We start from the raw sequence: 26,216 nt of genomic DNA on the forward strand, positions 1-26,216 counted from the left end.
GGCGGCGCGGCAAATGAATTTATCGATATGAGGCGGCGATCCCATGCGGCGAGGCGAGACTGATTCCAAATCCCTGGCCGATCCGATGTCCTGCGCGTTCCTGGAGGCGGAAGCGGCCTTCGCGCGCGGAGAAGTTCCGGTCGGGGCGGCGATTGCGCGGCATGGGGAGGTGATCGCGCGCGCCGGCAACCGGACTTTGGAGGCCCATGATCCGACCGCCCATGCGGAAACTCTCGTGATCCGCGAAGCCTGCCGCAGGCTCGGCTCGCAAAGACTGACAGACTGCGACCTTTACGTGACGCTCGAGCCTTGCGCCATGTGCGCCGCGGCGATCTCCTTCGCCCGCGTGCGGCGGCTCTATTTCGCGGCCCCTGATCCGAAAGGCGGGGCGGTCGAGCATGGTCCGCGTTTCTTCGCGCAGGCGACCTGCCATCATGCCCCCGAGTTTTATGGCGGCATTCGCGAAAGCGAAGCCGCGGAGCTGCTGCGGCGGTTTTTTCAAGAGAGGCGGTGATCGCGAACCGCCGAAGGCGGCCGCCGCGCGCGCAATCTATGAGCGAAGATGCGCCGGCGCCTGAGGGTTGTTCGCTGGGTTCGTGTCGTGCTTGGACAATCGCGTGACAAGCGCGCCGCCGACCAGGGGCTGGAGGTCCGTCTCCAGCGCATCCGCAATCTCTTTCGCGTAGACTTCCTTGCCGTCGACATAGAGCGTGAAGGATTTGATGTGCTTTTCCTTCTTTGCGGGATCCTCGATCGTGACCTTGGTCCATTTGTAAAGCGGAAAATGCTCGACGCCATGCTTTTCAGCTTCGGCGACATAGTCGGCGAAGGCGTCGAACTGACTTTTCAACTTCGCGTGATGCCTCGTGAGAATGTCTGTCAGCGGCTTGATCGCCGCATTGCCGGGATCGCTTCTCGCCACTTCCGCGAATTCACCGGCGAGATTGACACGAATCTGATACTCCCATTGATCGCTCACCGAGATCCCCTTTGGCTGTTGCGGCCATTCCGCGGCGCCGCCTTTGGCAACCACGCGGCTTTCAATCGACTATATGGTCGAATTCAGAACGGCTTTCCATGGCTCTTTGAACCGGCGCCGCGCGGATGGTCGACGCATGCCAAATCTGACGCGGGCGCGCCAGGCGCGAAATCAACACAAAAAACTGCGCCTCCAAGTCGTGCGGAGGCGCAGTCATCAGTAACGGAACTTCGAAAAGGCGCTTCTAATGCCATAAGAAGTATAGAAGAATAATAATCGGAATCGGGACCCCGACAAGCCAAAGTAAAGCGCTGCGTGCCATTTCACTTCCTCCGCAAAAGTATCAGGTTTTGCGGGCTAACGTAACGGCGTTGGAAAAAGTTCCAGACTGTGCTTGCTTGGCGGCGACGCGGCCTTTCGCTCCTCCATGAAAACTCAATGGACGCTCACCATTTCAAGTTCCTGCTCCATCGCATTGGCCACCGCCGCGTCGCGCGACTGGGTGACGGCGATCGGCGATCCATCCGCGGCAAGAAGCGCAAAAAGCTTGAGGCCCGGCTGCATCGCAGGTGCCTGGGGAAACAAGCGGTTCACCTCTTCGGACCGCATCGCCTTCAGGTAAGCGACGCGGCCGCCGCCAAGGCTTGCCAGCTGATCATTGGTCAGCGGCGCCAAAACTTCATTGTCGCCATCATTGAACATCAGAATTCTCCTTCGCTGCTACGCATTGTCTGCCCTGAGCGATCATCGGGGTTCTCGCCCCTGTCCGCCCTCGATCGCTATTCCGCCTCGCGCGGCGCCAGTTCGACAGAGAGGAGGCCGCGATCCAATGTCGCGAGCGCCACCTGCATCGCCTCGGCTAGAATGAAGACGCGCTGGAACTGCCTCGTCGCGATGCCCCGATGAAGATGGAATCGCTCTCGCTCATCTTGCTGACGCCCGCGAATGACGAGTTGCTCGCGCCCATGGACGATCTCAATCTGGTCGACGGAGAAGCCTGCGACGGCCAGTGTAATGCGCAGCCGCGCGGTTCCCGGCCCGTCTCCCGAAAATCTTTCAACGTTAAAGGGTGGGTAGCCATCGAAGGGAGCGTTGGCGGCTCTGGAAAAGCCCCGCTCGATCTCGCTGAAAGCAAGAACGAAAGGGATATGTGAATTCGATCCGCGCGCCATCAGCGAAGCTTTCAAAAGCCTTCGACAAGGGACCCTTCAAAAGGCGTCCCGCGGCCATCGCCGTTCCTTCGATATGGCGAGCGGCGGCGCCGATTCAAGAGGGCGACAAGCGCGGCTGCGACAGGCCGCCAACCGGAAACAACGCTGAAATCCGCGTTCGGGTCTCGGTCTAAATGGGCGAGCGTCCGAGGGAGAGTTGACGCCAGCGCAAAAAAAAAGCCCGACGCTTTGCCGGGCTTTTCGTCAGGTCCCGCGCAAGGCGGGCGTATCGCAGGGTAGAAAGAAACGGCCGGGCGGCTGGCGCGACGGCTCAGGCGGCCTCTTCGATATCCGCATCGACGTCTTCGACGTCGATCTCTTCAGCTTTGCCGCGGCGGGGGCCTTTTTGAAGCTGCGCTTCAATGGTCTTGAGCGATTCCGTTTCCGTCAGCTTCTGCACGATGACGACTTCGCGCGCCATGCGATCGAGGGCGGCTTCATAGAGCTGGCGCTCGGAATAAGACTGCTCCGGCTGCGCATCCGAGCGATAAAGGTCGCGAACAACCTCGGCGATCGCGATCAGATCGCCCGAGTTGATCTTGGCTTCATACTCCTGCGCGCGGCGCGACCACATGGTCCGCTTGATGCGCGCCCGGCCGGCCAGGGTGTCGAGAGCCTTCTTGACCACATCGGCCTCAGCCAGCTTGCGCATTCCAACGCTCGCCACTTTCGGAACCGGCACCTTCAGGATCATCTTGTCCTTAACGAAGCTGATCACGTATAATTCGAGTTTGAAGCCGGCGACTTCCTGATCCTCGATGGCGACGATCTGACCGACCCCGTGCGCGGGGTAGACGATGAACTCATTCGGCTTGAATCCCTGCCGCCCAGCGCTGGGGGCCTTGGCCGCCTTGCTGATCGTCGCCGCCGCTTTTTCGGCCGGCTTCGGCTCGCTCTGCTTTTGTCCTGCGCTAAGGGCCGATGTCGCGGCCGTCGTCTCGATATCTGCTGTAAAATCCACAGGTGCTCTCTTTTCGATTTTCTTGGTCACTATCTTTTGCTCGTCTGCGCCCGGGATCGAATTCAGGAATGCCGCAGCCCGTCCCGGGGTCACTGCTCGGCCAATTTTCGGCGGATTTTCCGCCTCGATAGGATCGCCGCCCTCCGAAACGATGGCCACGTCCAGTCGAGCGGACGAAGATTCGACGATGACCTGGCGCTGAGCGCCGGTCGCCAGGAATGCTTCGGGTAGCGGCTCAACCGAAACGGCAGATCGTCTCCCTTTCGATGAATCTTTCGCTTTCGGCGAATCCGTCAATTTCTCCATCGCAGCGGCAGGGCTGGCGGCGAAAATCTCGACCGACGTCTCCTCGCCATCCGTTTCGATCTCCAACCTAAGCCGAGCCTTCAGCGCGGACGCCTTGCGGTCCAAAGGCTTGAACGCCGCGTCGGAAGCCTGAGCGACATTCGGACGCTTTGGCTGGCGAATTCCTTTTGCGTTTCCCGCCGCTTGCGCATCTCCGGCCTGCAGCGGGTCTTTCGACTGCGCGGCGAATGGCTCGGCGACTGACTTCGTTTCGCCGCCGCATTTTGGTTTTTTCGTCCCAGTCTTTCGATTTTCCGATTGCCTCGCTGAGTCGCGGGCGATATCTGCTGCTTCTGTCTCGAACGGCTTTCCGGTCTTCTTGGCGGACCTCATCGGCGTCCCTTTCAGGCCCCGCTTTGGAGACGGAGCAATTTGATCATCGGCGGACCGGGAATCCGCCGACGAATGACTTCACGATAAATCGTGAATGCCCCTATAGGGCGAATTGTGATCGAGGATCATCCAATTATGAGCTGGCGAACTTCAAGAGGCGAGACTTACACATTGAGCAGCATCATAAATTGACGTCCTGACGCACAATGGCCTCGTCAGGACGACGGATGACGGCGAAAATCGTAAAATCCCATAGTTCCGATTGATTTTTTGAGTATAACACGGAAAGTGACAAGAATCAAAAGATTCGATCCGTGTCCGGCTTCTCCTCCAGCTGGGGCGCCACGCGCCATCTGTCAGTCAATCAGAGAATTCGGACCGTGCTAATGCGTCGCTGGGCGGCGCTCGACCTTCCCCTAATCGCCCTTGCCGGGATCGGCGGAGAAAAACTCTTTGAATTTGCCAGGTCTTCCGTCGAACGCCTTGGCGTCAGGAGCCTCCTCGCGCTTCACTGTGATGTTCGGCCAGGATTGCGCCATTTCTGCGTTCAGCTGAATCCACTGTTCGATCCCTTGCTCGGTATCCGGCTTGATCGCTTCGGCGGGGCATTCGGGTTCGCAGACGCCGCAGTCAATGCATTCGTCCGGATGGATAACGAGCATGTTTTCGCCTTCATAGAAGCAGTCTACCGGACACACCTCCACGCAATCCATGTATTTGCACTTGATGCAATTCTCCAGGACGACATAGGCCATCATCATGCTCCTTCGCGGCCAAAGCCAGCGAACCTACGGCGATGCAACCAGGATTCGCTCAACGCCAAATCACGGCGCCGTCGAGCTTGGCGCGAACCTTTGATTCCGGCAAAATCACCACAATGACTGATTGAAAGATCGATTAACTCGCCACGCGGGCGGGATGGACCCACTAGCGTTTTTGCGCCAGATAATCAAGGCATGGTTGCAGGCCAATCGCCGCAGCGTACCGAGGCGTTCGTCGCGACGCCGCCCTGCAGCCCCATAGATCAGTCTTGCGCGGCGATTCCGCCGGTCAAATCCTCAAATAGAAGGCGCGCTTCAGGATATCCGCCGCGCCGGGTTCCCGGATGCAGCACCTTCAGCACACGAACCTGCTGTTCCAGCGCGATGGTCAGAACGTCTCCGGGAGCGACTGGCTTGGCTGGCGCATCAATACGCTGCGCATTGATGCGAACATGCCCGGACGAGATGAGGCGAGCCGCAAGCGTCCGAGTCTTCACCACTCGGGCGAACCACAGCCATTTATCGACTCGCTGCGTCCCGGCCATGCCTTTCCCGGATAAGCCGCCAATCACCTCACTTAGTCATTGCGCGCCGGGTTTCAAGCGGCGATTTATGCTAGGAGCCCGATCTTTGTCGGCGCGAGAGGATTATTTTCCAGCGCCGCAGCGTCGGCGCGGTCAAGATCGGGGACGCCGGCAAAGGCCTTCCACATCCCCTCGACGAACGCCGGATCCATGTCCCGCAGGATGAAGACGATGCGCGTTGTGTGGTCGTCATCCGGCCACGCCGGCAGCCGCGCGGGCGGATGAAACACGTGCTGCACGCCATGAATGACGACCGGCCGCGACAAATCATCGTCAAGGGCGACGATTCCCTTGACGCGCAGCAGACTCGGCCCATGCGCATTGCGCAGGAGCTCGAGAAAGAGATCGAAGGCGGCGGGCGCGATCGGCGCGTCGGAACGCATGCAGAAGGCGCGGATGCGGGCGTCGTGACGGTTGACGTCGCGCGGCTCGTGACCGCCATGATCGTGATGATGGTGTTCCCCATCATCATCGTGATGATGCGCGGCCGCGCCTTCGGACCGCGGGGAAAACGCCTCGGCGTTCAGCCATCGCCGAACCTCGAGCGTCTTGCGCTCCGGATCATAGAGTCCCGCGTCGAGGAGCGCCGCGGCGGTCGCCTCGCCCTTCGCCGCGTCGATGACGCGGGCGCCGGGATTGAGCCGTGACAGGCGCGCGCGAAGGTCGGCGGAGGCGCGGGCGCCGGTCTCGCCCTCAAGGAGGTCGGTCTTGGCGATAACCAGCCGGTCGGCCATGGCGGCCTGCTTGACCGCTTCTTCATGCGCGTCGAGCGTCGCGGCTCCGTTCACCGCGTCGATCAGGGTTACGACGCCGTCGAGCCGGAACCGCAGCATGAGATAGGGATGATACATGATGGTATGGAGGACCGGCGCCGGATCGGCTAGCCCCGTCGTCTCGATGATGACGCGTTTGAACGGGGTGATGCGCCCATTGTCGCGCCGGCGCAAGACGTCTTCGAGCGTCGTTATGAGGTCGCCGCGAATGGAGCAGCAAACACAGCCCGATGTCATGACGAGCATGTCGTCGCCGGCCTGTTCGACCAGGAGGTGATCGAGGCCGATTTCACCAAATTCATTGATGATGACCAGCGTGTCCGAAAGGGCAGGATCCCGCAGCAGACGATTTAACAATGTGGTTTTGCCGGCGCCGAGAAACCCGGTGATGACGGTCAGCGGAAATGGCGCCGGCGGTCGGCGCGCCTCGGGACCGGCGTGATTCGCGCTTCGCTGAGCGACGTCCTGACCGGCGCTCGACCCCGGCGCTCCCGACGTCATGACGGATGGTTCGTTCATTCGGAGGTTTCAGCCTTTTTGCCGCCGGCCTGGCCTGCTTTTGGCGCGGCTTCGGCGCTGTTCGCTTTCGCCGAAGATGTTTTCGCCGGCTGTTGCTTGAGATGGCCCTGCGCCTTCGCTTTACCAGACGGCGCCGGCGCTTCGGCGCTCTTTATGTGAGCCGCTTTGTCCCTGCCGTGTTTGCCCTTTGCGGCCCGGCCCGGCTTGACCGCGCTCGCCGCGTCGGCGTCGCCAACCGCATCAGCCGTCTGCGCCGCGCCTGCGTGGCCGTGATGCGCTATTTTTGTCTTTTTGGAGGACGCCTCGGCGATTTTGCCGTGCGTTTCCTTTCGCGCCGCGTGCGCCGCAGCCAGATGGCGCGCCGCCAGGGCTCTGGCATGGCGAGAAGGCTTCGCGCCTCCCTTCATGGGCAGAGCCTGGTCGTCCGGCTTCAACTGTGCGCTGGTCGCCGCCAGCGCGGGGCTGACGGCCGGCGCGTAGGCGCTGACCGCCGGCGGGGTCTGCATGTTGGCGGGGGCGCCGCGCGCGACCGACGCTGGCGCGGCATAGCCAGCGATCGCGATCGGCACGGGCTCGAACGTTGGCGCTGGCACGAGAGTGATGCGGGTCGCCATCGGCGACATCCTCGAAAGCGCGCTTGAACTGTAAAAGGCGCTTCCTTGGGTGGAGGCGAAAGCCTGGCTGTTGGCGGCCTCAAGCGGCGCGATCAGTTGCTCATTTTCGGCGCTGAACTCGGCAATCGCCCGGCCGCGATTGCGGCACACCGCGTTGCCCATGTCCGGCGGCGCGCCACCCTGCAGGGAAAGCCCTGCGAGCGTTCCCGAGGGCCGATCGATCCCGGCAAAGCCGCGATCGAACAGGGCCGCCGCCTTGATGGTGCGCAAGGCGACGTTCGGCGCTCCGAGAACGACGGCGATCAGCTTTTTGCCGCCCTGGGTCGCGCTGGCGACGACGTTGAAGCCGGCGGCGCAGGTAAAGCCGGTCTTCATGCCGTCAACGCCGGGATAGCGCCCCAGCAGATTGTTGTGATTGGTGATGACTCTCCCGTCCATCTCCAGGGCGCCGATGTCGAAGAGATCGGCATGTTCCGGGAAGGACAGATAGAGCGCCCGCGCCAGCACCGCGAGGTCGCGCGCCGAGGAATAATGGTTGGGATCCGGCAGGCCGTTTGGATTGACGAAATGGGATTGCTGCAGGCCGAGCGAAGAAGCGGCGGCGTTCATCTCGCCGGCGAAGGCCTCGACGGAGCCCGAAACGCCTTCGGCGACCGTGACCGCGACGTCATTGGCCGACTTCACCATCAATATCTTCAAGGCTGTATCGAGCGTAACAAGCGTGCCGGGCCGGAACGCCATCTTGGACGGCGGCATCGCGCTCGCCCGCGCGGAAACGGTCAGCGGCGTATCAAGCGAGATGCGATGGTCCTGCACGGCTTTCAGCGCGACATAGACTGTCATCAGCTTTGTCAGCGAGGCTGGAAACCAGGGCTGCGTCGCGTGATCCTGGTAGAGCACGTCGCCGGAGTTCAATTCGATCAGCAAGGAGGGCGCGGCGACAGCGCGAAGGGCCGCGAGGCACGCCAATGCGGCGAGGATCAGGGCGGCGGCCGAATGGCGCAATCCGCTCTTTTCCCTGCGCACGCGCCCGCCAGCCGATTGCGCGAGGCCTTGGATCTTGAGGTCCATCGGTTTCGACATTCGCTTCAACGTGACAGCGCCAAACAGCCAAGGCCAGGCTTTTCGTCCCCGGCCGCCGACGCTATCAGGGCCTCTCTTTTCCTATCCCGCGCGGGCGCAATTGGGAAGGGCCATGCTCAAGCGCCCAATGTTGCGCGACGATGCAGCGAGATTATGGCGCAAGCCTGGCCGATCGACCCTCCTCCAAAGGAAACCATCAAGCTGAGCGCCGTTCTTGCGAGGCTGCCGGCGAGGCGACGCGCTCCGGCCTGACGCCGAGGCCGATGACATGCGCCGGCAGGCGCCGCAGCAGCGGCGCGATAATGAAGAGGCGCAGGAACCAGGCAGGCCGCATCTTGCCGCTTCCCGCCAGAACGCGCGAAATCACCTTGCTTTGGATGAAGACTTGCAGCGCCTGCGTCGCTTTGGTCGGAAATTCGCGCCTTGCCTGAACCTTGGCGAGACATTCATCCGGCGGACGAGGCTGGTCGAGCAAAGGAACCGAAAGGAGATTGGCCGTTGCGATGGCGTCCTGGATCGCCAGATTGACGCCGACGCCGCCGACCGGAGACATGGCGTGAGCGGCGTCGCCGATGCACAAAAGCCCCGACCTGTGCCAGAGCGGCAGGCGATCGACCGCGACGCTCAAAAGCTTGACGTCATCGAAGCTTGCGAGCTCCGCGACCCGGTCGCCGAGGAAAGGCGCAAGCGCTGCGATTCTTTTGCGCAGATTGTCGATGCCGGCGGCCTTGAGAGCGTCAGCTGTGCCTTTGGGAATGACATAGCCGCATTGCCAATGGGCGCCGCGATTGATCAGGACGAGAATTTGTCCGGCGTCCATCCGGCCGAACGCCTCGCTCTCGTCGTCGGCGCGGCGCGAAAGCCTGAACCACAGCACGTCCATCGGCGCTCCGATGTTCAGCGGGACGAAACCGGCCGCGTCCCGAATGCGCGAATGGCGCCCATCCGCGCCGATCGTGAGATCCGCGCGGATCGTCAGCGCGCCGGTTTGGTTCTTGGCGGCGACGCCCGCGATCCTTGAACCATCCTTGAGGAGGCCCACCGCTTCCGTCGACATGAGGAGCCTAAAATGCGGGTAGAGCGACGCTTTTTTGGCGAGAAAATCGAGAAAATCCCATTGCGGCATAAAGGCGATGAATTTCGCACGCGTCGGCAGATGCGAAAAATCGGCGATGGGGATTGTGACGTCGCCGACGCGGCCTTCGAGGCGGCGCGCTTCCTGATGCGGCAGGGTGAGGAACTCGTCGAGGAGGCCGAGATCGTTCAGGGCCTCGAGCGTTGAAGGATGGATGGTGTCGCCGCGAAAATCGCGCAGAAAATCAGCGTGCTTTTCGATGACGACAACATCGACCCCCGCGCGGGCAAAGAGAAGGCCGAGCATCATGCCCGCCGGGCCGCCGCCGACGATGCAGCACCGGCACGTCAGATCTTGCGGGGGTGGAGGGCGTTGCGGCGTCGGGGTCTGCGTGGCGTCGTCCATCTTCTGCGTCCGATCGTTGTCTCAGCCGAAGATCAGCAGTCCCGGACGCAAAACCGCGCGGCCGTCTCGCCAGCACGGCTCAACCTCAGGGCGCTTCGAGATCGAGCGGCCGCGAGGCCGGGTGGCGCGAAACCGCCGCTGGCGTCAGTGACGCCCGTAGGCCGCCGCTCTTTGGCGCCAAGACCCCGGCCTCGAGGCTTTGCGCAGGCGTCGATTTTCTGGCGCCGAAATAAACGCCGCAGCGCTCAGCTGTCGTCGCCGTGAGCGGCTTCGTTGATGGTTATCGTTTTCATCTTCGAGAAGTCGACCGCGACCGGCATTTTCTCCTTAATGATCATCAATTGATAGGTTTTGATCACATGTTCGAGCCGGCGATAGACTTCCTTATATTCTCCCGACGAAGTCGGAAGGTTCAAAGGCTTCAGGCAGAATTCTATGATTTCGCGCGGTCGATCGAATTTGTCCATTTCTGGCGCTCCTTTTAATCAGATCAGTATACAGGAACTGGCGTCGAGGTGAATGCCGATCAGGCGGGGGCTCGGACTGTTTGATTTTGCGGGACTGAAGCTGAGCGGCGGCGCTGAAGGGGCCTGCATCATCCGTGCCGGCGCCGCGAAGTCAACGTCGGATTCTGCGTTTTTCCGTCGCTCGTCAGCTTCGCGTCAGACCGCGCTCCGCAGAGGGCGTCAGCCTCCCGCCCACGCCGCGTCCGCGCGTGAAAGCCGAGACCACGACAGCGACCAGTATATTGGCCGCGAGAGCAAGCAGTCCCGAATAGACGGAGAACTTCGAGCCGTCGTAAACGAAACCATGCAGCGGCTTGAAATCATCCGTCCAGGCGAGCCATGTGCCGCCGACAAATCCTATCGCCCAGCCGGCAAGAAGGCCTGGCGCCCGGAACCAGTTGGTGAAAAGGCCGAAAATCAGCGCGGGAAAGGTCTGCAGGATCCACAAGCCGCCGAGCAGTTGCAGATCGAGGGCGAATTGCGTCGGCAGGAACAAGATCACCATCAGCGCGCCGACCTTGACGAGCATGGAGGTGATCTTCGCGACCTTTGCTTCGCCCGCGGGGCTGATTTCGGGATCAACGTAGGCTTTCCAGAAATTGCGCGTGAAGAGATTGGCCGCGCCAATGCTCATGACCGCGGCTGGAACCAGCGCGCCGATGACGATGGCGGCGAAGGCGAAGCCGGCGAACCAGCCGGGAAACAGCGTCTTGAACAACACTGGAACGACGTCATTGTTGTTGGTGAGCTTGAGGCCCGCCGCATGGCCCATGTAGCCCAGCAGCGCGAGCAGGCCGAGGAGCAGGGTGTAGGCCGGCAGCAGCATGGCGTTTTTGCGAATCGTGTTCGCGCCGGAACTCGCAAAGATCGCAGTCAGCGTATGCGGATACATGAAGGCGGCCATCGCGGAGCCGAAGGCAAGGCTCGCATAGGCGATATACTGGCTCGGCGCCAACAAAATGCCGCCAGATCCCTTCGCTTTGAAAGCTGCCTCGGCTGATTCGAATACGGCGCGATAGCCGCCGAGTTTCAGCGGGATGAAGGCGATCGCCACGAACACGACGATATAGATCATCGCATCCTTGACGAAAGCGATGAGGGCGGGCGCGCGAAGGCCCGACGAATAGGTGTAGACGGCGAGTACCAGAAAGGCCGCGATGAGCGGAATTTCGCCGGGAATGCCGAGCGCGTGGATCGCCGCCGCCATGCCGATCAGCTGTAGCGCGATATAAGGCATGGTCGCGACGACGCCTGTCGCCGCGACGGCGAGTTCAAGCGCGCGGGATTTATAGCGGCCGTGCACAACATCGGCGGCGGTGACGTAATTGTGGCGCTTCGCGACCTTCCAAAGCAGCGGCATGACCGCGAAGACAAAGGGAAAAACGATGATCGTGTAGGGCAGGGCGAAGAAGCCATAGGCGCCGACGGCATAGACCAGCGCCGGCACCGCGATGATCGTATAGGCGGTGTAGAAATCGCCGCCGACGAGGAACCAGGTGATCCAGGTGCCGAACTGGCGCCCGCCGAGGCCCCACTCGTCGAGGTGGGCGAGCGTTTTGGGCCGCCGCCAGCGCGCCGCCACGAAGCCCATGACGGTCACGAGCGTAAACATGACCAGAAAGACGATGAGAGCCGGGTAATCGAGCTCAGGGTTCATCGCGCACTCGCCGATAAACGAGATAGATCAGAAACGACGTGATCGGCACAAACAGCAGCTGGTACCAATAGAAAAAGGGGAAGCCGAACAGCTCAGGCGTCATCCGGTTGTAGAACGGAACCCAGAGAAGGCCGATGTAGGGGATGAGGAGAAGGAGCCATAATGGGCGCAAGGTGGTCTCCTCCAATTTATTCTTCTTAATTTAAGGTTTCGTCATGCTACCCCAGCGGCGGCCGAAATCAATCGGCAAGGCGGGATTGCGCGGCGGAAAACGACAATAAAATCCGGAACTCTCAGCATGCGAACGGCGGGCGCCGCGCCGCCGGGGCCGTTGCGAGAGCGTCTATTCCTGTTCAATGACAATCTTGTAGCGTTCGCCCGGCGCGACTGTCGCGTCGGCCTCGAGCCCATTGATCAGCAGGAAAAATTCGAGCTTACGATCAGGCGTCGCCATCTTGTCCGCCAGATCGCCTGGCGTCTGGCCCGGCGTCGCCGTCACGATGCTGATTCGCATCGGGCGCACCTCCCGGATCTCTTCGGGAGAGGCGCGGTGAAACGAATTGAGCGCGCCGCGAAAGCGCTTTTCGTTCGCGTCGGTCTGCGCCCGCATGGCGAAAATCAGACGATAGATCTGCGTCGGGTCGAAACGAATCACGGCGAGGCGGAAGTTCCAGTCGCCCGCCCTGGCGCTGGCGATCACGGCCGGCATGCCGTTGAGGTCGACCGATTCGATCGAGCTTTGCATCAGGCCGTCGATCCAGTCGGACGCCATATAGGCCTCAAGCGACATGCCGGGCGGCGCCTTGACGCTGTCGAGCCGGAGCGCCTCGTTTCCGTCGCCGGAAACTCCGAGCAGGGCTTTCGAGGCGTTCTCGAGAGCAAATCCTTCCGGGGCGACGAAGGCAAAGCCGAGCCGCGCCTGCAGGAACGAGCGGCCGCGCACGACGCCTTCGGAGGGGCTGTCGCCGAAAATCATGCCGTCGATCGCCGCGAGATAGGAATCGCGATCGGTCACCCCGATGCCGGGCGCGCCGATCTGACGGGCGGCGGCGATCGCTTGCGTCACCCGCTCCGGCGTCGAGGGATGCGTCGCAAGAATATCTGGCTTGTCGGCGCTGGCGTTCTGGCCGATCAGCGAGGTGCGCATGGCGGCGGAGCGTCCGAGCGCGCTGAGGAAACGCGATGCGCCGTAAGGATCAAAGCCCGCCCTTGCGATCGCCTTGATGCCGATCTGGTCGGCGTCGAGCTCCTGCTGGCGCGAGAAGGTCGCGATGGTGCGCCGCGCCGTGGCCTCAATCTCCGCGCCTTTCTGCTTGTTCTGAATGACGGTCGCGGCCTGACTGATCACGGCGGCGCGCTTTTCTTCTTCCTCGCGCTGCACGGCGTGCCTGGCGGTGAGATGGGCGATCTCATGCGCCATCACCGCCGCGACCTCGGAGGCGTCATTGGCGAGCGCCAGCAGGCCTCTTGTGATGAACAGGTCGCGCGGAGGCAAAGCGAAGGCGTTGACGATGGGCGAATTGAGGATCGTGACCTTGTAAGGCTCGCTCGGCTTGTCGTCGGCCTTGGCGAGCTTTGCCAGGATCTCGTTGAGATAGCGCTCGGCGGCGGGGTCTTTATATTCGCCGTCGAACAGCGCGACCATGCGGTTATGCTCCGCCAGCGCCTTGTTTTCGGGCGCTGGCGGATGAGGCGGCAACGGCGGCGCCTCCATCTTGAACGATTGGTCGCCCTGCGGCTCTATCGAGGCGCAGGCCGCAAGCGCGAGGGCGGCCGCGAGAACGCAGAAAACGCCGAAGCGTCGCGCGATTTCGTCCGACCGGAGCTTCGCCCACCCCTGACGAAATGCGGCGCCATCCTTGACCGCAAGAGGCTCCGTCACGCGCGATAATGACCCGGCGAGGTCTCGGCCGCTGAGGGCCATCGACCGCAGCATGCCGGCCATATCCGCGAAAAGCTTCATAGCGTGACGAAGACCTGTCTCAACGCTGCGGGGCCGTCTTCGGCGCGGCTGCGTCCTGTCCTTGCGGTAGCATTTCAATCTCATCCGGGTTTGAGACTTCGATCTGCGGTCCGAAACGCATGTCAAGGAGGCCGCGCACGCGAATCGTCTGGCCCTGAAACTTTTCGACGTCGACCCCGGCGGCGGTGAATATCTTGACGTTGCGTTGCAATATCGTGACCGAAAAATCGAAACCGCGGCGATCCCCGAATAAAAGGGTCGTACGAAACCCATCCTTGGCGACGCCGGTGACGCGGCCTTCGACAATGACGGAGGTTGCGGCCTTCTCGGCGAAGGACTCGTGATCGCCGGCCGCGATAATCGCATAATACGGATCGGCCCAAAGTCCAAGCGCGCCCGCGCGGGCGGCGGTTTCGGCGGCGAGCAGAAAAGTGCGGCACGGCCGCGCCGCGGCGCCGGGTTCAAAGCGCGCGAGGCCGGCGTCGAGCGCGGCCTGCGCGACGGGCACGGCTGAGGGCGCCGCCGCCTGTGCGGGCGCGAAGGCCTCAACGCTGTAGCGGCCCCAGCGGTCCGGGCGTGGTGCGGTCAGGCGAAAGACAATATCCTTGCCGGCAAGCCAGGCCGCGAGCCTTTCTCCCGACCTGACGTCGAGGTCGGGATTGTCCGGCGTCGGCCGTGGCGGATCGAGGCCCGCGATCTTCAGCCGCCTGCCATCATCGAGCGTCAGTTCGAGCCTTTCATTGACGGCTTGGACGCGTCCTTGCGCGGCGCCCTCGCGGCCCGCGGGGTCGAGGGCGGGCGGTCGCGCGCAAGCATCTTCGGCGCGCGCCGTGGCGACGAAGGCCAGCGCCAGACCGGCGAAACCGGCTCGCAGCATCGCGCTTTTCCTACGCTTTTCCCGAGTTTTAGCGCGGCGCGGCCTCACGCGGCCGCCCCGTCCCGGCCCAGAGGCGGGACGCGGCGCATCTTGCGCGCGGCGCGGCGAAACATCATCTGCGGTCATTTCCCGGTCATAAGGCGGTCGGGCGCCATTAAACTAGGCTTTCACTCAAACAGCGATGACATTTGTGTTTCGTTGCGGCTAAATGGGCGCGGTCTTGACCGTGACTTCTCCGGGGGCGGCGAGACCGCACCATCTTGAACGGCAGTGAGAGACTATGGCCCGAATTCGTCGTCTATTGGTCGCCAACCGATCCGAAATCACGATCCGCGTATTCCGCGCGGCGACGGAGCTCGGCATCCGCACGGTTGCGATTTATGCTGAGGAAGACAAGCTTTCGCTGCATCGATTCAAAGCCGACGAAGCCTATCAGATCGGCGTCGGCAAAGGCCCGCTCGAGGCCTATCTTTCGATCGAAGACGTCATCCGGGTCGCGATTGAAGCCAAAGTCGACGCCATCCATCCCGGCTATGGCTTCCTCTCGGAAAGTCCCGAATTCGCGGAAGCCTGCGCGAAGGCCGGAATCATCTTCATCGGTCCCTCGCCGCAGACGATGCGCGACCTCGGCAACAAGGTGGCGGCCCGCAACATCGCGGTCAGTTCCGGCGCGCCGGTGATGCCGGCGACGGCGCCGCTCCCCGATGATCCGGACGAGATCAAGCGCCTCGCCCGCGAGATCGGCTATCCGGTCATGCTGAAAGCCTCCTGGGGCGGCGGCGGGCGCGGTATGCGCCCGATCGAGAGCGAGGACAAGCTCGCCGACGCGGTGGTCAGCGCCAAGCGCGAAGCCAAAAACGCTTTCGGCAAGGACGAGGTTTATCTCGAAAAGCTGGTGCGCCGGGCTCGCCACGTCGAGGTTCAGATTCTCGGCGATACGCATGGCAATCTGGTGCATCTCTTCGAGCGTGACTGTTCCATACAGCGGCGCCATCAGAAGGTTGTCGAACGCGCTCCCGCTCCCTATCTCGACGAGTTGACGCGTCTTGAACTGTGCGAGGCGGCGCTGAAAATCGGACGCGCGACGAATTATGTCGGCGCCGGCACCGTCGAGTTTCTGCTCGACGCAGACACCAACAAATTCTACTTCATCGAAGTCAATCCGCGCATCCAGGTCGAGCATACGGTGACGGAGGTCGTGACCGGCCTCGACATCGTCAAAGCCCAGATTAAAATTGCCGAAGGCAAGCACATCGGGCGGCTCGACGAAACCGGAATCCCCGAGCAAAAAGACATTCGTCTCTCCGGTCACGCGCTGCAATGCCGGATCACGACGGAAAATCCGGAAAACAACTTCATTCCGGATTACGGCCGCATCACCGCCTATCGCGGCGCCATGGGCTTTGGCATTCGCGTCGACGGCGGCACCGCCTATTCGGGCGCCATCGTCACGCGCTTCTACGATCCCCTGCTGGAGAAGGTGACCGCATGGGCGCCGACGCCGGAAGAGGTGATCCGCCGGATGGATCGCGCGCTGCTTGAATATCGCATTCGCGGCGTCGCCACCAATCTCGCCTTCCTGCACAACATCATCAACGACCCGCATTTCATATCGAACGACTATACGACGCGGTTCATCGACGACACGCCGTCCCTGTTCGACTTCAAGAAACGCAAGGACCGCGCGACCAAGCTGCTCACCTGGATCGCCGACGTCACGGTCAACGGCCATCCGGAAACGCGCGGACGGGCGAAGCCCCCCGCGACGGCGCGCCCGCCGATCTCGCCTTATTTTCCGGACAAGCCTGTTCCGCCCGGAACGCGGCAGCGGTTCGATGCGCTTGGGGCCAAAGCCTTCGCCGAATGGATGCGCAATGAACAGCGCGTGCTCGTCACCGACACCACCATGCGGGACGCCCATCAATCGCTGATCGCGACCCGCATGCGCACGCGCGACATCGTCGCCGCCGCGGAGGCCTACGCCAAGGGGCTGCCGCAGCTGCTTTCGCTGGAGTGCTGGGGCGGCGCGACCTTCGACGTCTCGATGCGGTTCCTTTCCGAAGACCCGTGGGAGCGGCTGGCGCAGGTGCGCGAACGCGCGCCAAATCTGCTGACGCAAATGCTGCTGCGCGGCGCGAACGGCGTCGGCTACACCAATTATCCCGACAATGTGGTGAAATATTTCGTGCGCCGCGCCGCCAGCGGCATCGACCTGTTTCGCATTTTCGACTGCCTCAACTGGGTCGAGAACATGCGCGTCTCAATCGACGCCGTATGCGAGACCGGCAAGCTGGCCGAAGGCGCGATCTGCTACACCGGCGACATCCTCGATCCCGCCCGCGCCAAGTTCTCGCTGAATTATTACGTCGGCGTCGCCAAGGAGCTGGAGCGGGCGGGCTGCCACATCCTCGCGATCAAGGACATGGCGGGCCTTTTGCTGCCGGAGGCGGCGCGCGTTCTCGTCAGAACCTTGCGTGAAGAAGTCGGCCTGCCGCTGCATCTGCACACGCACGACACCTCCGGCATTTCGGCGGCGACCGTGCTCGCCGCCATCGACGCGGGGGTCGACGCCGTCGACGCGGCGATCGACTCCATGTCCGGCATGACCTCGCAGCCCTGCCTCGGCTCGATCGCGGCGGCGCTGCGCAACAGTCCGCGCGACACCGGACTCGACGCGGAAACCATCCGCCAGCTGAGCTTCTACTGGGAGGCGGTGCGCCAGCAATACGCCGCCTTCGAGAGCGACCTCAAGGCCGGCACCTCGGAGGTTTATCTGCACGAGATGCCGGGCGGCCAGTTCACCAATCTGCGCGAGCAGGCAAGGGGTCTTGGACTCGAGACGCGCTGGCACGAAGTCGCGAAAGCCTACCGCGACGCCAATGACCTCTTCGGCGACATCGTCAAGGTGACGCCGTCCTCCAAAGTCGTCGGCGACATGGCGCTGATGATGGTCAGCCAGAATCTGACGCCGCAGGACGTGCTCGACCCTGGCCACGAAATCGCGTTTCCGACCTCGGTCGTCGATATGCTGGCCGGCGATCTCGGCCAGCCGCCGGGCGGTTGGCCGCCGGCCTTGCAGGCGAAAGCGCTGAAAGGCGAAAAGCCGATCGACGGGCGCCCCGGCGCCTTGCTGGCGCCCACCGACTTCGGCGGCGCGCGCATCGATGCCGAGAAAGCGTGCGGGCGCCAGCTGAGCGACGACGATCTCGCCTCCTATCTGATGTATCCGAAGGTGTTTGGCGAATTCTGCGCCACGATCCGCCGCTTCGGGCCGGTCTCGGCCTTGCCGACGCCGGTGTTCTTCTATGGCATGCAGCAAAATGACGAGATCGCCATCGAGATCGAGCCGGGCAAGACGCTCGTGCTGCTTCTGGTGACGGTCGGCGAGACGGATGAGGAAGGCAAGGTCAAGGTCTTCTTCGAGCTCAATGGTCAGCAGCGCATCATCCGGGTGCAGAACCGATCCGCCGCGGTCACCGCCATCGCCCGCCGCAAAGCCGAGGACGGCAATGATTCGCATGTGGCGGCGCCGATGCCTGGCGCCGTCTCGACCATCGCTGTGCGTCTGGGTCAGCAGGTCAAGGCCGGTGATGTCGTCGCGACGCTGGAAGCGATGAAGATGGAGACATCGCTGCACGCTCCGCGCGACGGCAAGGTCGCGGAAATCCTCGTCGCCCCCGGCCAGCAGATCGACGCCCGCGATCTTTTGATGGTGCTGGAGTAGCGAACTCGAACTACAATTATATCTGACCAGTAAGGCCCGCACGACATAGAAATCGCGGCCTACTCGAAGAACTCTTCATCAACTTTCTTGATGTTTAGAGTCTCCTCGATCCGGCAGCCGACGCCGTGGCGGATCATTAACCGGGTCAACTGATCGCCGTCGATGAGTACGATTCGTGTGCCTAATTTTCCGGCCGTTTCACGCGCTTGCGATGTGAACGTCGAGGCAGTTACAAACACGCCCTTTGTAGCTTTGAAGAGATTGAGGCTGCCGAAAAAATCGCGAATGGCGCTTGCGCCGACCGTATTTCCGTCGGCATAGCGTTTTGCCTGCACGTAGATGCGATCGAGGCCTAGGTGGTCTTGGTCGATAACGCCATCAACGCCACCGTCGCCGCTGCCTCCTGTCAACGCCTTGCTGACGTCGGTGACCGAGCCGCCGTAGCCCATGCCTACCAAGAGGCGCACGACCAAGCTTTCAAAAAATGCAGGAGTGCCAGATCGGATCCGCTGCATTAGGTCGTCGGCTAGAGCGATTTCCAGCTGACGATGCGCATTTCGCATGATTTCATCGGGCGCAAGGGCCGTCACCATGCCGGCGGTCGGCAAAGAGGCGGCATCATCGCCTTCGTCCTTGACTTCTCGGAATTTCTGAAAGCTAGGAAAGCGGTTTAGGTACTTAACATCGATGCGTTCGGGTGGGGCAGCCAACACCTCACGACCTTGCTTTGTGATGCGGAAATGCGCCCGCTTCGTTAACTCGACAAGCCCGGCCTTGCCGAGATAGCTCTTCGCCCAATTGACGCGATTGGCAAAAGTAGTTTGCCGCCCCGACGGTAGAAGTTGAGAACGTTCCTCTGCCGACATGGGGAATTTCGCGGCTAGCCTTTCCACTACGTCAGAGATTCGAACCTCACCCTCGGCGGCGAGTCGGAGGACAGGGAGCATTAATGTTTGAAAATCCGGTATCGACAAAGGAATCCTGCAATGACGATTTCAGGAACTAAACCATATCGCGAACAAACTACATAGCCTGCGGAGGTACGGGCTTCCAACCCGGGAGCCTTCAATCCAGCCGCCAACCTGTCAAGTGCGTTCCTCTGAAATAGGCCTAAAATCCCCCGCCGGTCCTAAATCCGTCGCCGCCGCCCGAGCCCCCGCCGCCGATCCAGCCGCCGCCAGACCCACCGCCTTCGGCGCCCGGAAAATTAAACCCCCGGTCGCCGCCAAAGCCGCTGTCGGCGCGGCGCTGGCGCTCATTATAGCCGCCTTGCAGAACCGTTCCGAGGACGGCGCCCTGCACGACTCCTTTGAGGATGGCGCCCAGCACGTCGGCTATGGCGTTCTCATTATTGAACTGGCCCATGGGATTGTCGTAGCCGCGCCGGTAGAATTTCGCGCGTTCGGCTTCGATGTCCGAGCGGCGCTGCGCCAATTGCCGCGCTTTGCCGATGAGGTCGGCGCGCTGGCGCTCACTCGCGGCCAGGCTTCTGTCGTTCGCCTCGATGTCCTGCACGGCGACATCATCCTCGATCGCGCGGGTCATCGCCGCCTTGCGGTACAGTTCGCGGATGGATTCATTGCTGTCGGCGTTCGAGAGGATGTCGACGGCCCGCGCCGTCGTGGCCTGGACTTCTTCGTTCAGCGCCTTATCACGCTCGGCGTCGAGCGTTCGGAGCGCCGCGTCAGCCGCCTTCAGCCGGTCGTCCGCCGCGGCGAGCGCCGTTCGCGCGGCGCGCAGCTCCTCCTCGAAGGCGCCTGCGCCCGCCGCTTCGAGGCCCGCCTTTTCGATGTCGCCGAGCTTTTGCCTTTCCGCGGCAAGCTCGGCGCGGCAGCGCTCCGCATGGGCGCGAAGGCGCAAGGGGATTTCCTTCAGCATCGCATAATTCGGCCGCGCGGCGTGAAAGCCGATCAGGCGCGCGACTTTTTCGTCGAAGAACCGGACGAGGAAGCCGGAACGGTACTGCGCCGCGCCGAAACCGCGCGACCAGAGATACATGAAGAGCGGATCATCCTCATAGGGCTTGCCCTTCGCGGCGCGATCGGCTTCGGCCTGCGTCGCCTTCGCGTGCGAGGCCTCGAAAACATGCTGGGCCCGATCGACGCGCTCCTTTTGCGCGATCCATTCCGCCGAACCGCGCACCTTCGGTTCGACGCCCGCCTGCAGCTCCTCGAGGCGGCCGAGAATGCGCGCGACCTCCCCGGCCTTTTCGCGGCGCTCGGTCTCGGCCTCCGCGCGCGCCGTTTGCGCGGCGCCGATCCGTGCCGACAGGCTTTCCAGTGTGGCCCGGCTTTCAGCGATCATGCGCAGCGCCCGCTGCTCTGCCGAGGCGATTTCGCCCGCGATCTGTTCGCTGCGCATGGCGTCGAGACGCGCGCTGGCGAGCCTGCGCAGGAGTTCGCCGCGCGTCGCGCGCAGCCGCGCAAGCTCCTGATCGGTCGCCAAAAGCTGGTTCGCGCAGTCGCTCTCCTGACTGCGAATGGCGGCCGTCGTCTGCTCGATCTCGAAAAGCGCCTGCTGACCGCTTATCATGGGCTCACCACTGGCTGATCGCGGCGCCGGAGGTCGGGATTGCGTAATCGACGTCGAGGAACCCGCGCCGTTTCTCGCCAACCTTTCGCTTCTGGATGATGCCGTCGTCGGCTTTGTCGGCGGCGACCGACTGATAGACCTGCTGGTCGACCCGAAGGCCCCATTTGGTCGTCATCTTGGCGCTTCCATCCTCTTCGCTGGTGATGGGCAGAGCCATCGGGCGGCCGTCGGCGCCGATCGCCTCGACGATGAGATAATAGTTGCGCGCGCCCGTGTTGCGATCAGGAATGCGGAAGACGCCGCTCGGCTCGCCGGGGCGCGAGACGATCATCAGCTGATAGTTTTGGCGCAGATCCGCCGAAAGCCGCCCCAGCCCGCTGATTGCGGCCTTGGCGCCGGCGCGGTCCTGGCGCGCCAGCGCCTCGCGGCCGTCCGCCAGCAGGCGATCGGCCCTTGGCCGCGCGGCCGGCGTCTTCGCGTCGTTGATGACCTCGCCATAAGCCTCATCCAACGCTTTCGGCAGGCTCGTCGAAATTTCGATCCGCGCGCGTTCCGCCTCGATGCGGGCAGGGCGCTCGGCAAGGAAGTAATAGGCCGCCCAAATCACGCCGATCGCGCCTGCGATGGCGGTGAGCGCGGCGCCGATCCGGCCGCGCGCGATCCATAGCCTCGCCAGAACGAGACCGGTGCCGCGCTTTGGCGGCGTATAGACGAAGCGGCTTTCCTTGAGGGCCTTGACGCCCTCCCCGATCGTCGCATCGGAGACTTCGATGCCCTGCTCGCGATAGATCTTGCGCAGGCGGAGAATTAATTCCTGCTCCCGCGCGTCCTCATTGAGCTCGCGGGCGACGAAGGCGTCCTGGTGGCGTAGCGTATCAACGACGTCCATGGCGAGCATGAGGTCGTCGAGCTTGACCGCCTGACCTGGCGCGGCCCCGGCCGCCGCCGGAGCGAGAGTCTCAGCCATCGATCGGAAGCGCCTTGCCTTCGGCGATCAGCGCGGTGATGCGCCGGTTGCCGGCCTCGACCGCGTCCCGGATCTCGGCGGAATTCTTCGTCGCCATTTCGCGCATTTCAGCGACGATGCCGAGCGAGCGCACCTGGAAGCTGACGACGCTGTCGACCAGCTTCTTCACTGCATCGGCCCTGATCGTCGGGCCATAGCCGGCGCGGACCGCCGCTTCCTGCGCCTTGCCGCCGACCTCGGCGAGAATCTCGATCGATTTGGAGACTCCCTCTTTCATCGCCTCGAGGGTCGCGGTCGATTCATGCAGCCCGAAGACTCCGGTGAACGAGGCCTTCAGCGCCGTCAGCACGCTGTCATTGGTGGAGAAAAAGCTCACGGACTGCGCGTAGACCCGCTCCTTGGCGTTGGTCGTCTGCATGAGGCGCGCCATGATGACTTCCGACGTGTTATAGCTGATGGTTAGATTGTCGGCGAGATCCTTGGCGATCTGATAGCGCTTTTCCTCGTCTTGCACGCGGCGCAGATGCTCGTCGCGCGCGAGTTCAAAGCCGGCGCGTTCGGCCGCCTGGGTTCCGGCGAAGTTTGCGACCTTGTCCGAGGCGGCCTTGAGGGCGGCCTTCGCCGCATCCAGCTTGGCCTCGGCCGCTTCCTGGACTTCGAGAGCCAGTATCTCGGATTGTTTCAGCGCCCCGCGATAGTCGCGATAAGCTTCGAGAATACGGGCCTCGCGCTGGATCTGGTCTTTCGTCGCGGCGGTTACTTCAAGATAAGTCTCTTTGATCTTGTCGAACCGGACCGCGATGTCGCCGCGGCTGACTTTCATCCATACATTATTGACGCGCTCAAAAAGATCAATTTTGCCGTCATCGAGTTGGTCGACCATCGTTTTCGCGTCATCGCGAATGGAATCGAAGGCTTTGGCGATGTCCTGATAACGCTGGCCGATTGACATGGCGGCGGTCTGCTCGCGCACCACTTCATTGAAGACCGAGGCTTCGCCGAGCGTCTTCGCGATCACCGCGATCTTTTCCGGCTCGAGGTCCGAAATCTGTTCGAGAAGCGCATTGATCGGCGCGGCTTCCACCTTGGCCGGCAGGAGCCCAAGATCGCGCAAAGCGGAATTAGCCTTGTCCAGATATTGCATCGGAGTGCGCACAACGACGTCGCCCATGGATTTAATCCTTGATTGTCGATCGGTCACCGGACGCTGCAAGTCATAGATCAAAATCGGCTCCGCCGATAGGCGCGCCGGCGCGCGGCGGCCGCTAAAGGCAAATTATGCGACGGTGAAATTGATTCGATCCGCAATGTTTCCGCTTAGGCCATTGCATCAGGAACGGCGCGGCTCGCGCTTGGGAGAGGAGTTCGTCCCTTTGTTACGTTTTGTAACTCGAATTGACCAATTGATTTAAGTCTTTGAAGTATAAAATTTTATTGGCGTTCAAGGCGCTTCATGAAGGCGATGTCGCGGCGCAGGTCAAAGATCGCTTTTGCTCCATCGCAGCCGTGATGCTATTGCTCGGATCCATATCTCCGGATCCTTTCGATCCTTCGCAGTAGAAGCGCTCATCTTTGATAGAACAGGCGTTTCTTGAACCGTTTGGACAGCCGAGCTAAGTGACCAAGATCAACAGCCTCGAAGATCACGCAACCCGCCGCTTCCGCCTCGCCGGCAAAGCCTATCTCGAAAGCGGCGATCCGTTCTTCGCGCCGATAGATAGCTTGCGCAAGGAGGCGGCGGCCAACGGGCGGCGCTTCGTCAGCTTCGCCAATTATGACTATCTTGGCCTTTCCTCGCATCCGGCGGTGAAGAGCGCCGCCTCGGGCGCGCTCGAGACTTTCGGCGTCGGCGCCCTAGGCTCCCGCCTCGTTGGCGGCCAGCGGTCCCTGCATCATATCCTCGAGGATGAGCTCGCCAAATTCATCGGAGCCCAATCGGCGCTTACGCTGGTCAGCGGCTATTTGGCCAATGTGACGACGATTTCGCATCTGCTCGGATCGCGCGACGCGCTGTTCATCGATGAATTGTCGCATAACAGCATCGTCAGCGGCGCCAAAAGCGCGGTCGCCGAAACGATCATCTTCCGCCACAATGATTTCGACCATCTCGATTTTCTGCTGCGCGAGCGCCGCGAAAGCTATCGCAATGTGATGATCGTCGCGGAGGGCCTCTACAGCATGGACGGCGACATCGCCGACCTGCCGCGTCTCGTCGAGATCAAGGAGCGCCACAACGCCTGGCTGATGATCGACGAGGCTCATTCAATTGGCGTGCTCGGCGCCGAGGGGCGCGGACTTTGCGAACATTGCGGCGTCGATCCGCAGCGCATCGACCTGATGGTCGGCACGCTGTCGAAGACGCTCGCCTCCTGCGGCGGCTTTATCGCCGGCAAGGCGGCCGTCATCGAATGGATGCGCTACACGCTGCCGGGCTTTGTCTATTCCGTTGGTCTTTCCCCGGTCATTTCCGCCGCCGCCGCGGCGGCGCTGCAATTGATGCAGACGGAGACCTGGCGGCTCGATCGGCTGCGCAAGAACGCGGAGCTTTTCGTCGACCTTGCGCGAGAATCCGGCCTCGACACAGGTCCCGCGATCGGACGAGGCGTCGTTCCTATCCTCTTTGCCGACAGCCTCGATACGCTGGACGCCTCACGGCATCTGATGGAAAATGGCTATTACGTGCCGCCGATTATCCAGATCGGCGTGCCAAAGGACCAGCCGCGCCTGCGCTTCTTCATCTCCGCTTCCCATACGGAGGAGGAGATCAGGGGCGTGATTGATCTGCTCGCGAGGCGCGAGCCGGTTTCGACGGCGCCCGCCCTCGGCGCCGCGGTCGCGCCCTGAACCGGCGCGCAGCGTCAGCTTGGTTCCCCGCGCGGGGAGAAAATAATCGACGCATCAGATAAGCGCCGTTCCCAAAGCGCGACCCCCGTTGCTGGCAGGTCCAGACGGCATGATTTAACATTGCGCGAAAGAACCGGTTTTGTCATTGGACGCCAAAGGTAAAGCCATGTCGCTCGGCGCGATCGAAATCATCCCGGTCAACGGCCTGACCGCCTTTCTCAGCTTTTGCCGCCTGCCGCGCCAGATCTACAAAGGCCAGAGCGGCTTCGCGCCGCCGCTCGACGCCGAACGCTGGACCGTGCATGGGTCAAAGCTCAATCCGCATTTCAAGCAGGTCGATTGGCAGGCCTGGATCGCCCGCAAGGACGGCAAGCCAGCCGGCCGCATCATGGCGCAAATCTATAAGAAGGACACGCCCGCGCCTGTCGGGGCCTCGACCGCACAATTTGGCTGCCTTGACGCCGTCGATGACCCGGCTGTCGTCGAGGCCTTGACGCGCACGGCCGAGAAATGGCTGCGCGAGAGAGGCGCCACGGTCGTTCACGGGCCGTTTTCGCCTTCCGTCAATGGCGAAGTGGGCCTGCTCGTTCAAGGATTTGACGCGGCGCCGATGGTTTTGATGCCCTGGAATCCGCCTTATCTCGTCGAGGCGATCGAAAAGCTCGGCTACCTCAAGGCGCGCGATCTGATTTCTTACCGCTATGACGTGACGGCGAAGGACCGGCAGGCGAAGGCCGGCATTCTCGACCGTCCCGAATGGCGCGATCGCCTGAAGATCCGAACGCTTGATCTCAAAAAACTCGGCGACGAGGCGGCGATCATCGTCGATATTTTCAATGACGCCTGGAGCGAGAACTGGGGCTTTGTCCCCTTCACCCTCGAAGAGTTCATGTCGGCCGCCGATGGCCTGAAACTGGTCATGCCTCCTGAAGGCGGCTTCATGATCGAGCTCGACGGGACGCCCCAGGCTTTCGGCATCGTGCTGCCGAATCTGCATGAGATCACCGCTGATCTTGGCGGGCGCCTGTTTCCGTTCGGGCTGCCGCGGATCATCTCGCGCATCCGCAATCATGCTTTCAAGTCAGGGCGTCTCTGCCTCTTTGGCGTCCGGCGCGCCCTGCAGCGGAAAGCGGCCGGCGGCGCCGTCATCCTGGCCTTCATCGAGGAAATCCGTCAGCGCAGCGCAAAAAGCTCGATCGAGCATGTCGAATTCGGCTGGGTTCTGGAGGATAATGTCGGCATGCGCCGTCCGATCGAATTCGCGGGCGCGCGCATCGACAAGATCCACCGTGTCTATGAGAAGAAACTCACGGCTTGAACGGCGCCCGCGCCCGGATCATTCGCGCGGGCCGCGCGGCGCCCGTGAGCATATTCCGATCAGACTGGTCTCATCTGGTCGACGAGACTATGCTCGGACTCCCGAAGCTGGGGCGCCCGAGATGAAGTTAGAATAACTCAAAGGTTTCGCAGATCGGGCGATCGCATTTTAAAGATCGAAAAAAG

The 26,216-nt window shown here is 62.3% G+C and carries 22 protein-coding genes; 4 read left to right on the forward strand and 18 right to left on the reverse strand.

All coding sequences use genetic code 11. The annotated features are described in order from the left end of the window. The first annotated feature begins 43 nt into the window (after positions 1–43). Entirely contained in the window at positions 44–514 is a 471-nt protein-coding gene (locus tag SIN04_RS18860; protein ID WP_134491761.1) for a nucleoside deaminase, read from the forward strand. Positions 515–550: 36 nt separating this feature from the next. On the opposite strand, the gene SIN04_RS18865 is transcribed toward SIN04_RS18860, so the two are convergent. From SIN04_RS18865 to SIN04_RS18930, 14 genes are all read right to left on the reverse strand, one after another. Further along, the gene (locus tag SIN04_RS18865) at positions 551–979 is read right to left on the reverse strand and encodes a hypothetical protein (protein ID WP_134491763.1); all 429 of its coding nucleotides are present in this window, start codon (positions 977–979) and stop codon (positions 551–553) included. Positions 980–1,414: 435 nt separating this feature from the next. Continuing rightward, positions 1,415–1,681 carry a DUF1150 family protein gene (locus SIN04_RS18870; protein ID WP_134491765.1) on the reverse strand — a complete coding sequence of 89 codons (267 nt, stop codon included), beginning with the start codon at positions 1,679–1,681 and terminating at the stop codon, positions 1,415–1,417. 77 nt (positions 1,682–1,758) lie between these two features. Further along, on the reverse strand, positions 1,759–2,151 hold the full coding sequence (locus SIN04_RS18875; RefSeq protein ID WP_134491767.1) for an Hsp20 family protein: 393 nt from the start codon (positions 2,149–2,151) through the stop codon (positions 1,759–1,761). Between the two features lie 310 nt (positions 2,152–2,461). Then, complete coding sequence (locus SIN04_RS18880; protein WP_166795992.1) at positions 2,462–3,829, reverse strand: CarD family transcriptional regulator; 1,368 nt, start codon at positions 3,827–3,829, stop codon at positions 2,462–2,464. A gap of 416 nt (positions 3,830–4,245) precedes the next feature. Then, positions 4,246–4,584 carry a ferredoxin FdxA gene (gene fdxA / locus SIN04_RS18885; protein WP_134491769.1) on the reverse strand — a complete coding sequence of 113 codons (339 nt, stop codon included), beginning with the start codon at positions 4,582–4,584 and terminating at the stop codon, positions 4,246–4,248. A gap of 269 nt (positions 4,585–4,853) precedes the next feature. Then, positions 4,854–5,135 (reverse strand): RNA-binding S4 domain-containing protein, encoded by a 282-nt coding sequence (locus tag SIN04_RS18890; RefSeq protein ID WP_134491771.1) that lies wholly within the window; start codon positions 5,133–5,135, stop codon positions 4,854–4,856. 65 nt (positions 5,136–5,200) lie between these two features. After that, positions 5,201–6,466 (reverse strand): CobW family GTP-binding protein, encoded by a 1,266-nt coding sequence (locus SIN04_RS18895; RefSeq protein WP_244605892.1) that lies wholly within the window; start codon positions 6,464–6,466, stop codon positions 5,201–5,203. Beyond that, positions 6,463–8,151 carry a D-alanyl-D-alanine carboxypeptidase family protein gene (locus SIN04_RS18900; protein WP_134491773.1) on the reverse strand — a complete coding sequence of 563 codons (1,689 nt, stop codon included), beginning with the start codon at positions 8,149–8,151 and terminating at the stop codon, positions 6,463–6,465. The genes SIN04_RS18895 and SIN04_RS18900 overlap by 4 nt, the downstream gene beginning before the upstream one ends. Before the next feature lie 208 nt (positions 8,152–8,359). After that, a complete protein-coding gene (locus tag SIN04_RS18905; protein WP_134491775.1) occupies positions 8,360–9,643 on the reverse strand; it encodes an FAD-dependent oxidoreductase in 1,284 nt (427 codons plus the stop codon). A gap of 245 nt (positions 9,644–9,888) precedes the next feature. Continuing rightward, complete coding sequence (locus SIN04_RS18910) at positions 9,889–10,110, reverse strand: hypothetical protein (protein WP_134491777.1); 222 nt, start codon at positions 10,108–10,110, stop codon at positions 9,889–9,891. A 184-nt stretch (positions 10,111–10,294) separates the two neighbouring features. Then, positions 10,295–11,806 (reverse strand): monocarboxylate uptake permease MctP, encoded by a 1,512-nt coding sequence (mctP, locus tag SIN04_RS18915; protein ID WP_134491779.1) that lies wholly within the window; start codon positions 11,804–11,806, stop codon positions 10,295–10,297. Further along, positions 11,796–11,978: a DUF3311 domain-containing protein gene (locus SIN04_RS18920; RefSeq protein WP_134491781.1), complete on the reverse strand. Its 183-nt coding sequence runs from the start codon at positions 11,976–11,978 to the stop codon at positions 11,796–11,798. Before SIN04_RS18920 ends, mctP begins: the two co-directional genes overlap by 11 nt. A 171-nt stretch (positions 11,979–12,149) precedes the next feature. Next, positions 12,150–13,742: a M48 family metalloprotease gene (locus tag SIN04_RS18925; protein WP_244605893.1), complete on the reverse strand. Its 1,593-nt coding sequence runs from the start codon at positions 13,740–13,742 to the stop codon at positions 12,150–12,152. 46 nt (positions 13,743–13,788) lie between these two features. After that, the gene (locus tag SIN04_RS18930; RefSeq protein ID WP_134491783.1) at positions 13,789–14,646 is read right to left on the reverse strand and encodes a hypothetical protein; all 858 of its coding nucleotides are present in this window, start codon (positions 14,644–14,646) and stop codon (positions 13,789–13,791) included. A 280-nt stretch (positions 14,647–14,926) separates the two neighbouring features. Between SIN04_RS18930 and pyc the strand changes: the two genes are divergently transcribed. After that, entirely contained in the window at positions 14,927–18,370 is a 3,444-nt protein-coding gene (gene pyc, locus SIN04_RS18935) for a pyruvate carboxylase (protein ID WP_341264139.1), read from the forward strand. A 59-nt stretch (positions 18,371–18,429) separates the two neighbouring features. Here the strand turns inward: pyc and SIN04_RS18940 are convergent, their stop codons facing one another. From SIN04_RS18940 to SIN04_RS18955, 4 genes are all read right to left on the reverse strand, one after another. Then, on the reverse strand, positions 18,430–19,317 hold the full coding sequence (locus tag SIN04_RS18940; RefSeq protein WP_197732040.1) for a restriction endonuclease: 888 nt from the start codon (positions 19,315–19,317) through the stop codon (positions 18,430–18,432). A 163-nt stretch (positions 19,318–19,480) separates the two neighbouring features. After that, complete coding sequence (locus tag SIN04_RS18945) at positions 19,481–20,902, reverse strand: hypothetical protein (protein WP_341264140.1); 1,422 nt, start codon at positions 20,900–20,902, stop codon at positions 19,481–19,483. 4 nt (positions 20,903–20,906) lie between these two features. Beyond that, complete coding sequence (locus SIN04_RS18950) at positions 20,907–21,869, reverse strand: DUF6384 family protein (protein ID WP_134491793.1); 963 nt, start codon at positions 21,867–21,869, stop codon at positions 20,907–20,909. Then, positions 21,862–23,040 (reverse strand): cell surface protein, encoded by a 1,179-nt coding sequence (locus SIN04_RS18955; RefSeq protein ID WP_134491795.1) that lies wholly within the window; start codon positions 23,038–23,040, stop codon positions 21,862–21,864. Before SIN04_RS18955 ends, SIN04_RS18950 begins: the two co-directional genes overlap by 8 nt. A gap of 446 nt (positions 23,041–23,486) precedes the next feature. On the opposite strand from SIN04_RS18955, the gene SIN04_RS18960 reads away from it, so the two are divergent. Both SIN04_RS18960 and SIN04_RS18965 read left to right on the forward strand, forming a co-directional pair. Beyond that, a complete protein-coding gene (locus SIN04_RS18960; RefSeq protein ID WP_341264141.1) occupies positions 23,487–24,713 on the forward strand; it encodes an aminotransferase class I/II-fold pyridoxal phosphate-dependent enzyme in 1,227 nt (408 codons plus the stop codon). 166 nt (positions 24,714–24,879) lie between these two features. Continuing rightward, positions 24,880–26,031: a hypothetical protein gene (locus SIN04_RS18965; protein ID WP_341264142.1), complete on the forward strand. Its 1,152-nt coding sequence runs from the start codon at positions 24,880–24,882 to the stop codon at positions 26,029–26,031. Positions 26,032–26,216: the final 185 nt, after the last annotated feature.

The organism is Methylocella tundrae (assembly GCF_038024855.1).
Taxonomy (GTDB): domain Bacteria; phylum Pseudomonadota; class Alphaproteobacteria; order Rhizobiales; family Beijerinckiaceae; genus Methylocapsa; species Methylocapsa tundrae.

What these genes read in the sequence shown, in the direction of transcription:
- SIN04_RS18860 (WP_134491761.1), top strand. Translation starts at nt 44, where the DNA reads ATGCGGCGAGGCGAGACTGATTCCAAATCCCTGGCCGATCCGATGTCC.
- SIN04_RS18870 (WP_134491765.1), bottom strand. Translation starts at nt 1,681, where the DNA reads ATGTTCAATGATGGCGACAATGAAGTTTTGGCGCCGCTGACCAATGAT.
- SIN04_RS18875 (WP_134491767.1), bottom strand. Translation starts at nt 2,151, where the DNA reads ATGGCGCGCGGATCGAATTCACATATCCCTTTCGTTCTTGCTTTCAGC.
- SIN04_RS18880 (WP_166795992.1), bottom strand. Translation starts at nt 3,829, where the DNA reads ATGAGGTCCGCCAAGAAGACCGGAAAGCCGTTCGAGACAGAAGCAGCA.
- fdxA (WP_134491769.1), bottom strand. Translation starts at nt 4,584, where the DNA reads ATGGCCTATGTCGTCCTGGAGAATTGCATCAAGTGCAAATACATGGAT.
- SIN04_RS18890 (WP_134491771.1), bottom strand. Translation starts at nt 5,135, where the DNA reads ATGGCCGGGACGCAGCGAGTCGATAAATGGCTGTGGTTCGCCCGAGTG.
- SIN04_RS18895 (WP_244605892.1), bottom strand. Translation starts at nt 6,466, where the DNA reads ATGAACGAACCATCCGTCATGACGTCGGGAGCGCCGGGGTCGAGCGCC.
- SIN04_RS18900 (WP_134491773.1), bottom strand. Translation starts at nt 8,151, where the DNA reads ATGGACCTCAAGATCCAAGGCCTCGCGCAATCGGCTGGCGGGCGCGTG.
- SIN04_RS18905 (WP_134491775.1), bottom strand. Translation starts at nt 9,643, where the DNA reads ATGGACGACGCCACGCAGACCCCGACGCCGCAACGCCCTCCACCCCCG.
- SIN04_RS18910 (WP_134491777.1), bottom strand. Translation starts at nt 10,110, where the DNA reads ATGGACAAATTCGATCGACCGCGCGAAATCATAGAATTCTGCCTGAAG.
- mctP (WP_134491779.1), bottom strand. Translation starts at nt 11,806, where the DNA reads ATGAACCCTGAGCTCGATTACCCGGCTCTCATCGTCTTTCTGGTCATG.
- SIN04_RS18925 (WP_244605893.1), bottom strand. Translation starts at nt 13,742, where the DNA reads ATGCTGCGGTCGATGGCCCTCAGCGGCCGAGACCTCGCCGGGTCATTA.
- SIN04_RS18930 (WP_134491783.1), bottom strand. Translation starts at nt 14,646, where the DNA reads ATGCTGCGAGCCGGTTTCGCCGGTCTGGCGCTGGCCTTCGTCGCCACG.
- pyc (WP_341264139.1), top strand. Translation starts at nt 14,927, where the DNA reads ATGGCCCGAATTCGTCGTCTATTGGTCGCCAACCGATCCGAAATCACG.
- SIN04_RS18940 (WP_197732040.1), bottom strand. Translation starts at nt 19,317, where the DNA reads ATGCTCCCTGTCCTCCGACTCGCCGCCGAGGGTGAGGTTCGAATCTCT.
- SIN04_RS18945 (WP_341264140.1), bottom strand. Translation starts at nt 20,902, where the DNA reads ATGATAAGCGGTCAGCAGGCGCTTTTCGAGATCGAGCAGACGACGGCC.
- SIN04_RS18950 (WP_134491793.1), bottom strand. Translation starts at nt 21,869, where the DNA reads ATGGCTGAGACTCTCGCTCCGGCGGCGGCCGGGGCCGCGCCAGGTCAG.
- SIN04_RS18955 (WP_134491795.1), bottom strand. Translation starts at nt 23,040, where the DNA reads ATGGGCGACGTCGTTGTGCGCACTCCGATGCAATATCTGGACAAGGCT.
- SIN04_RS18965 (WP_341264142.1), top strand. Translation starts at nt 24,880, where the DNA reads ATGTCGCTCGGCGCGATCGAAATCATCCCGGTCAACGGCCTGACCGCC.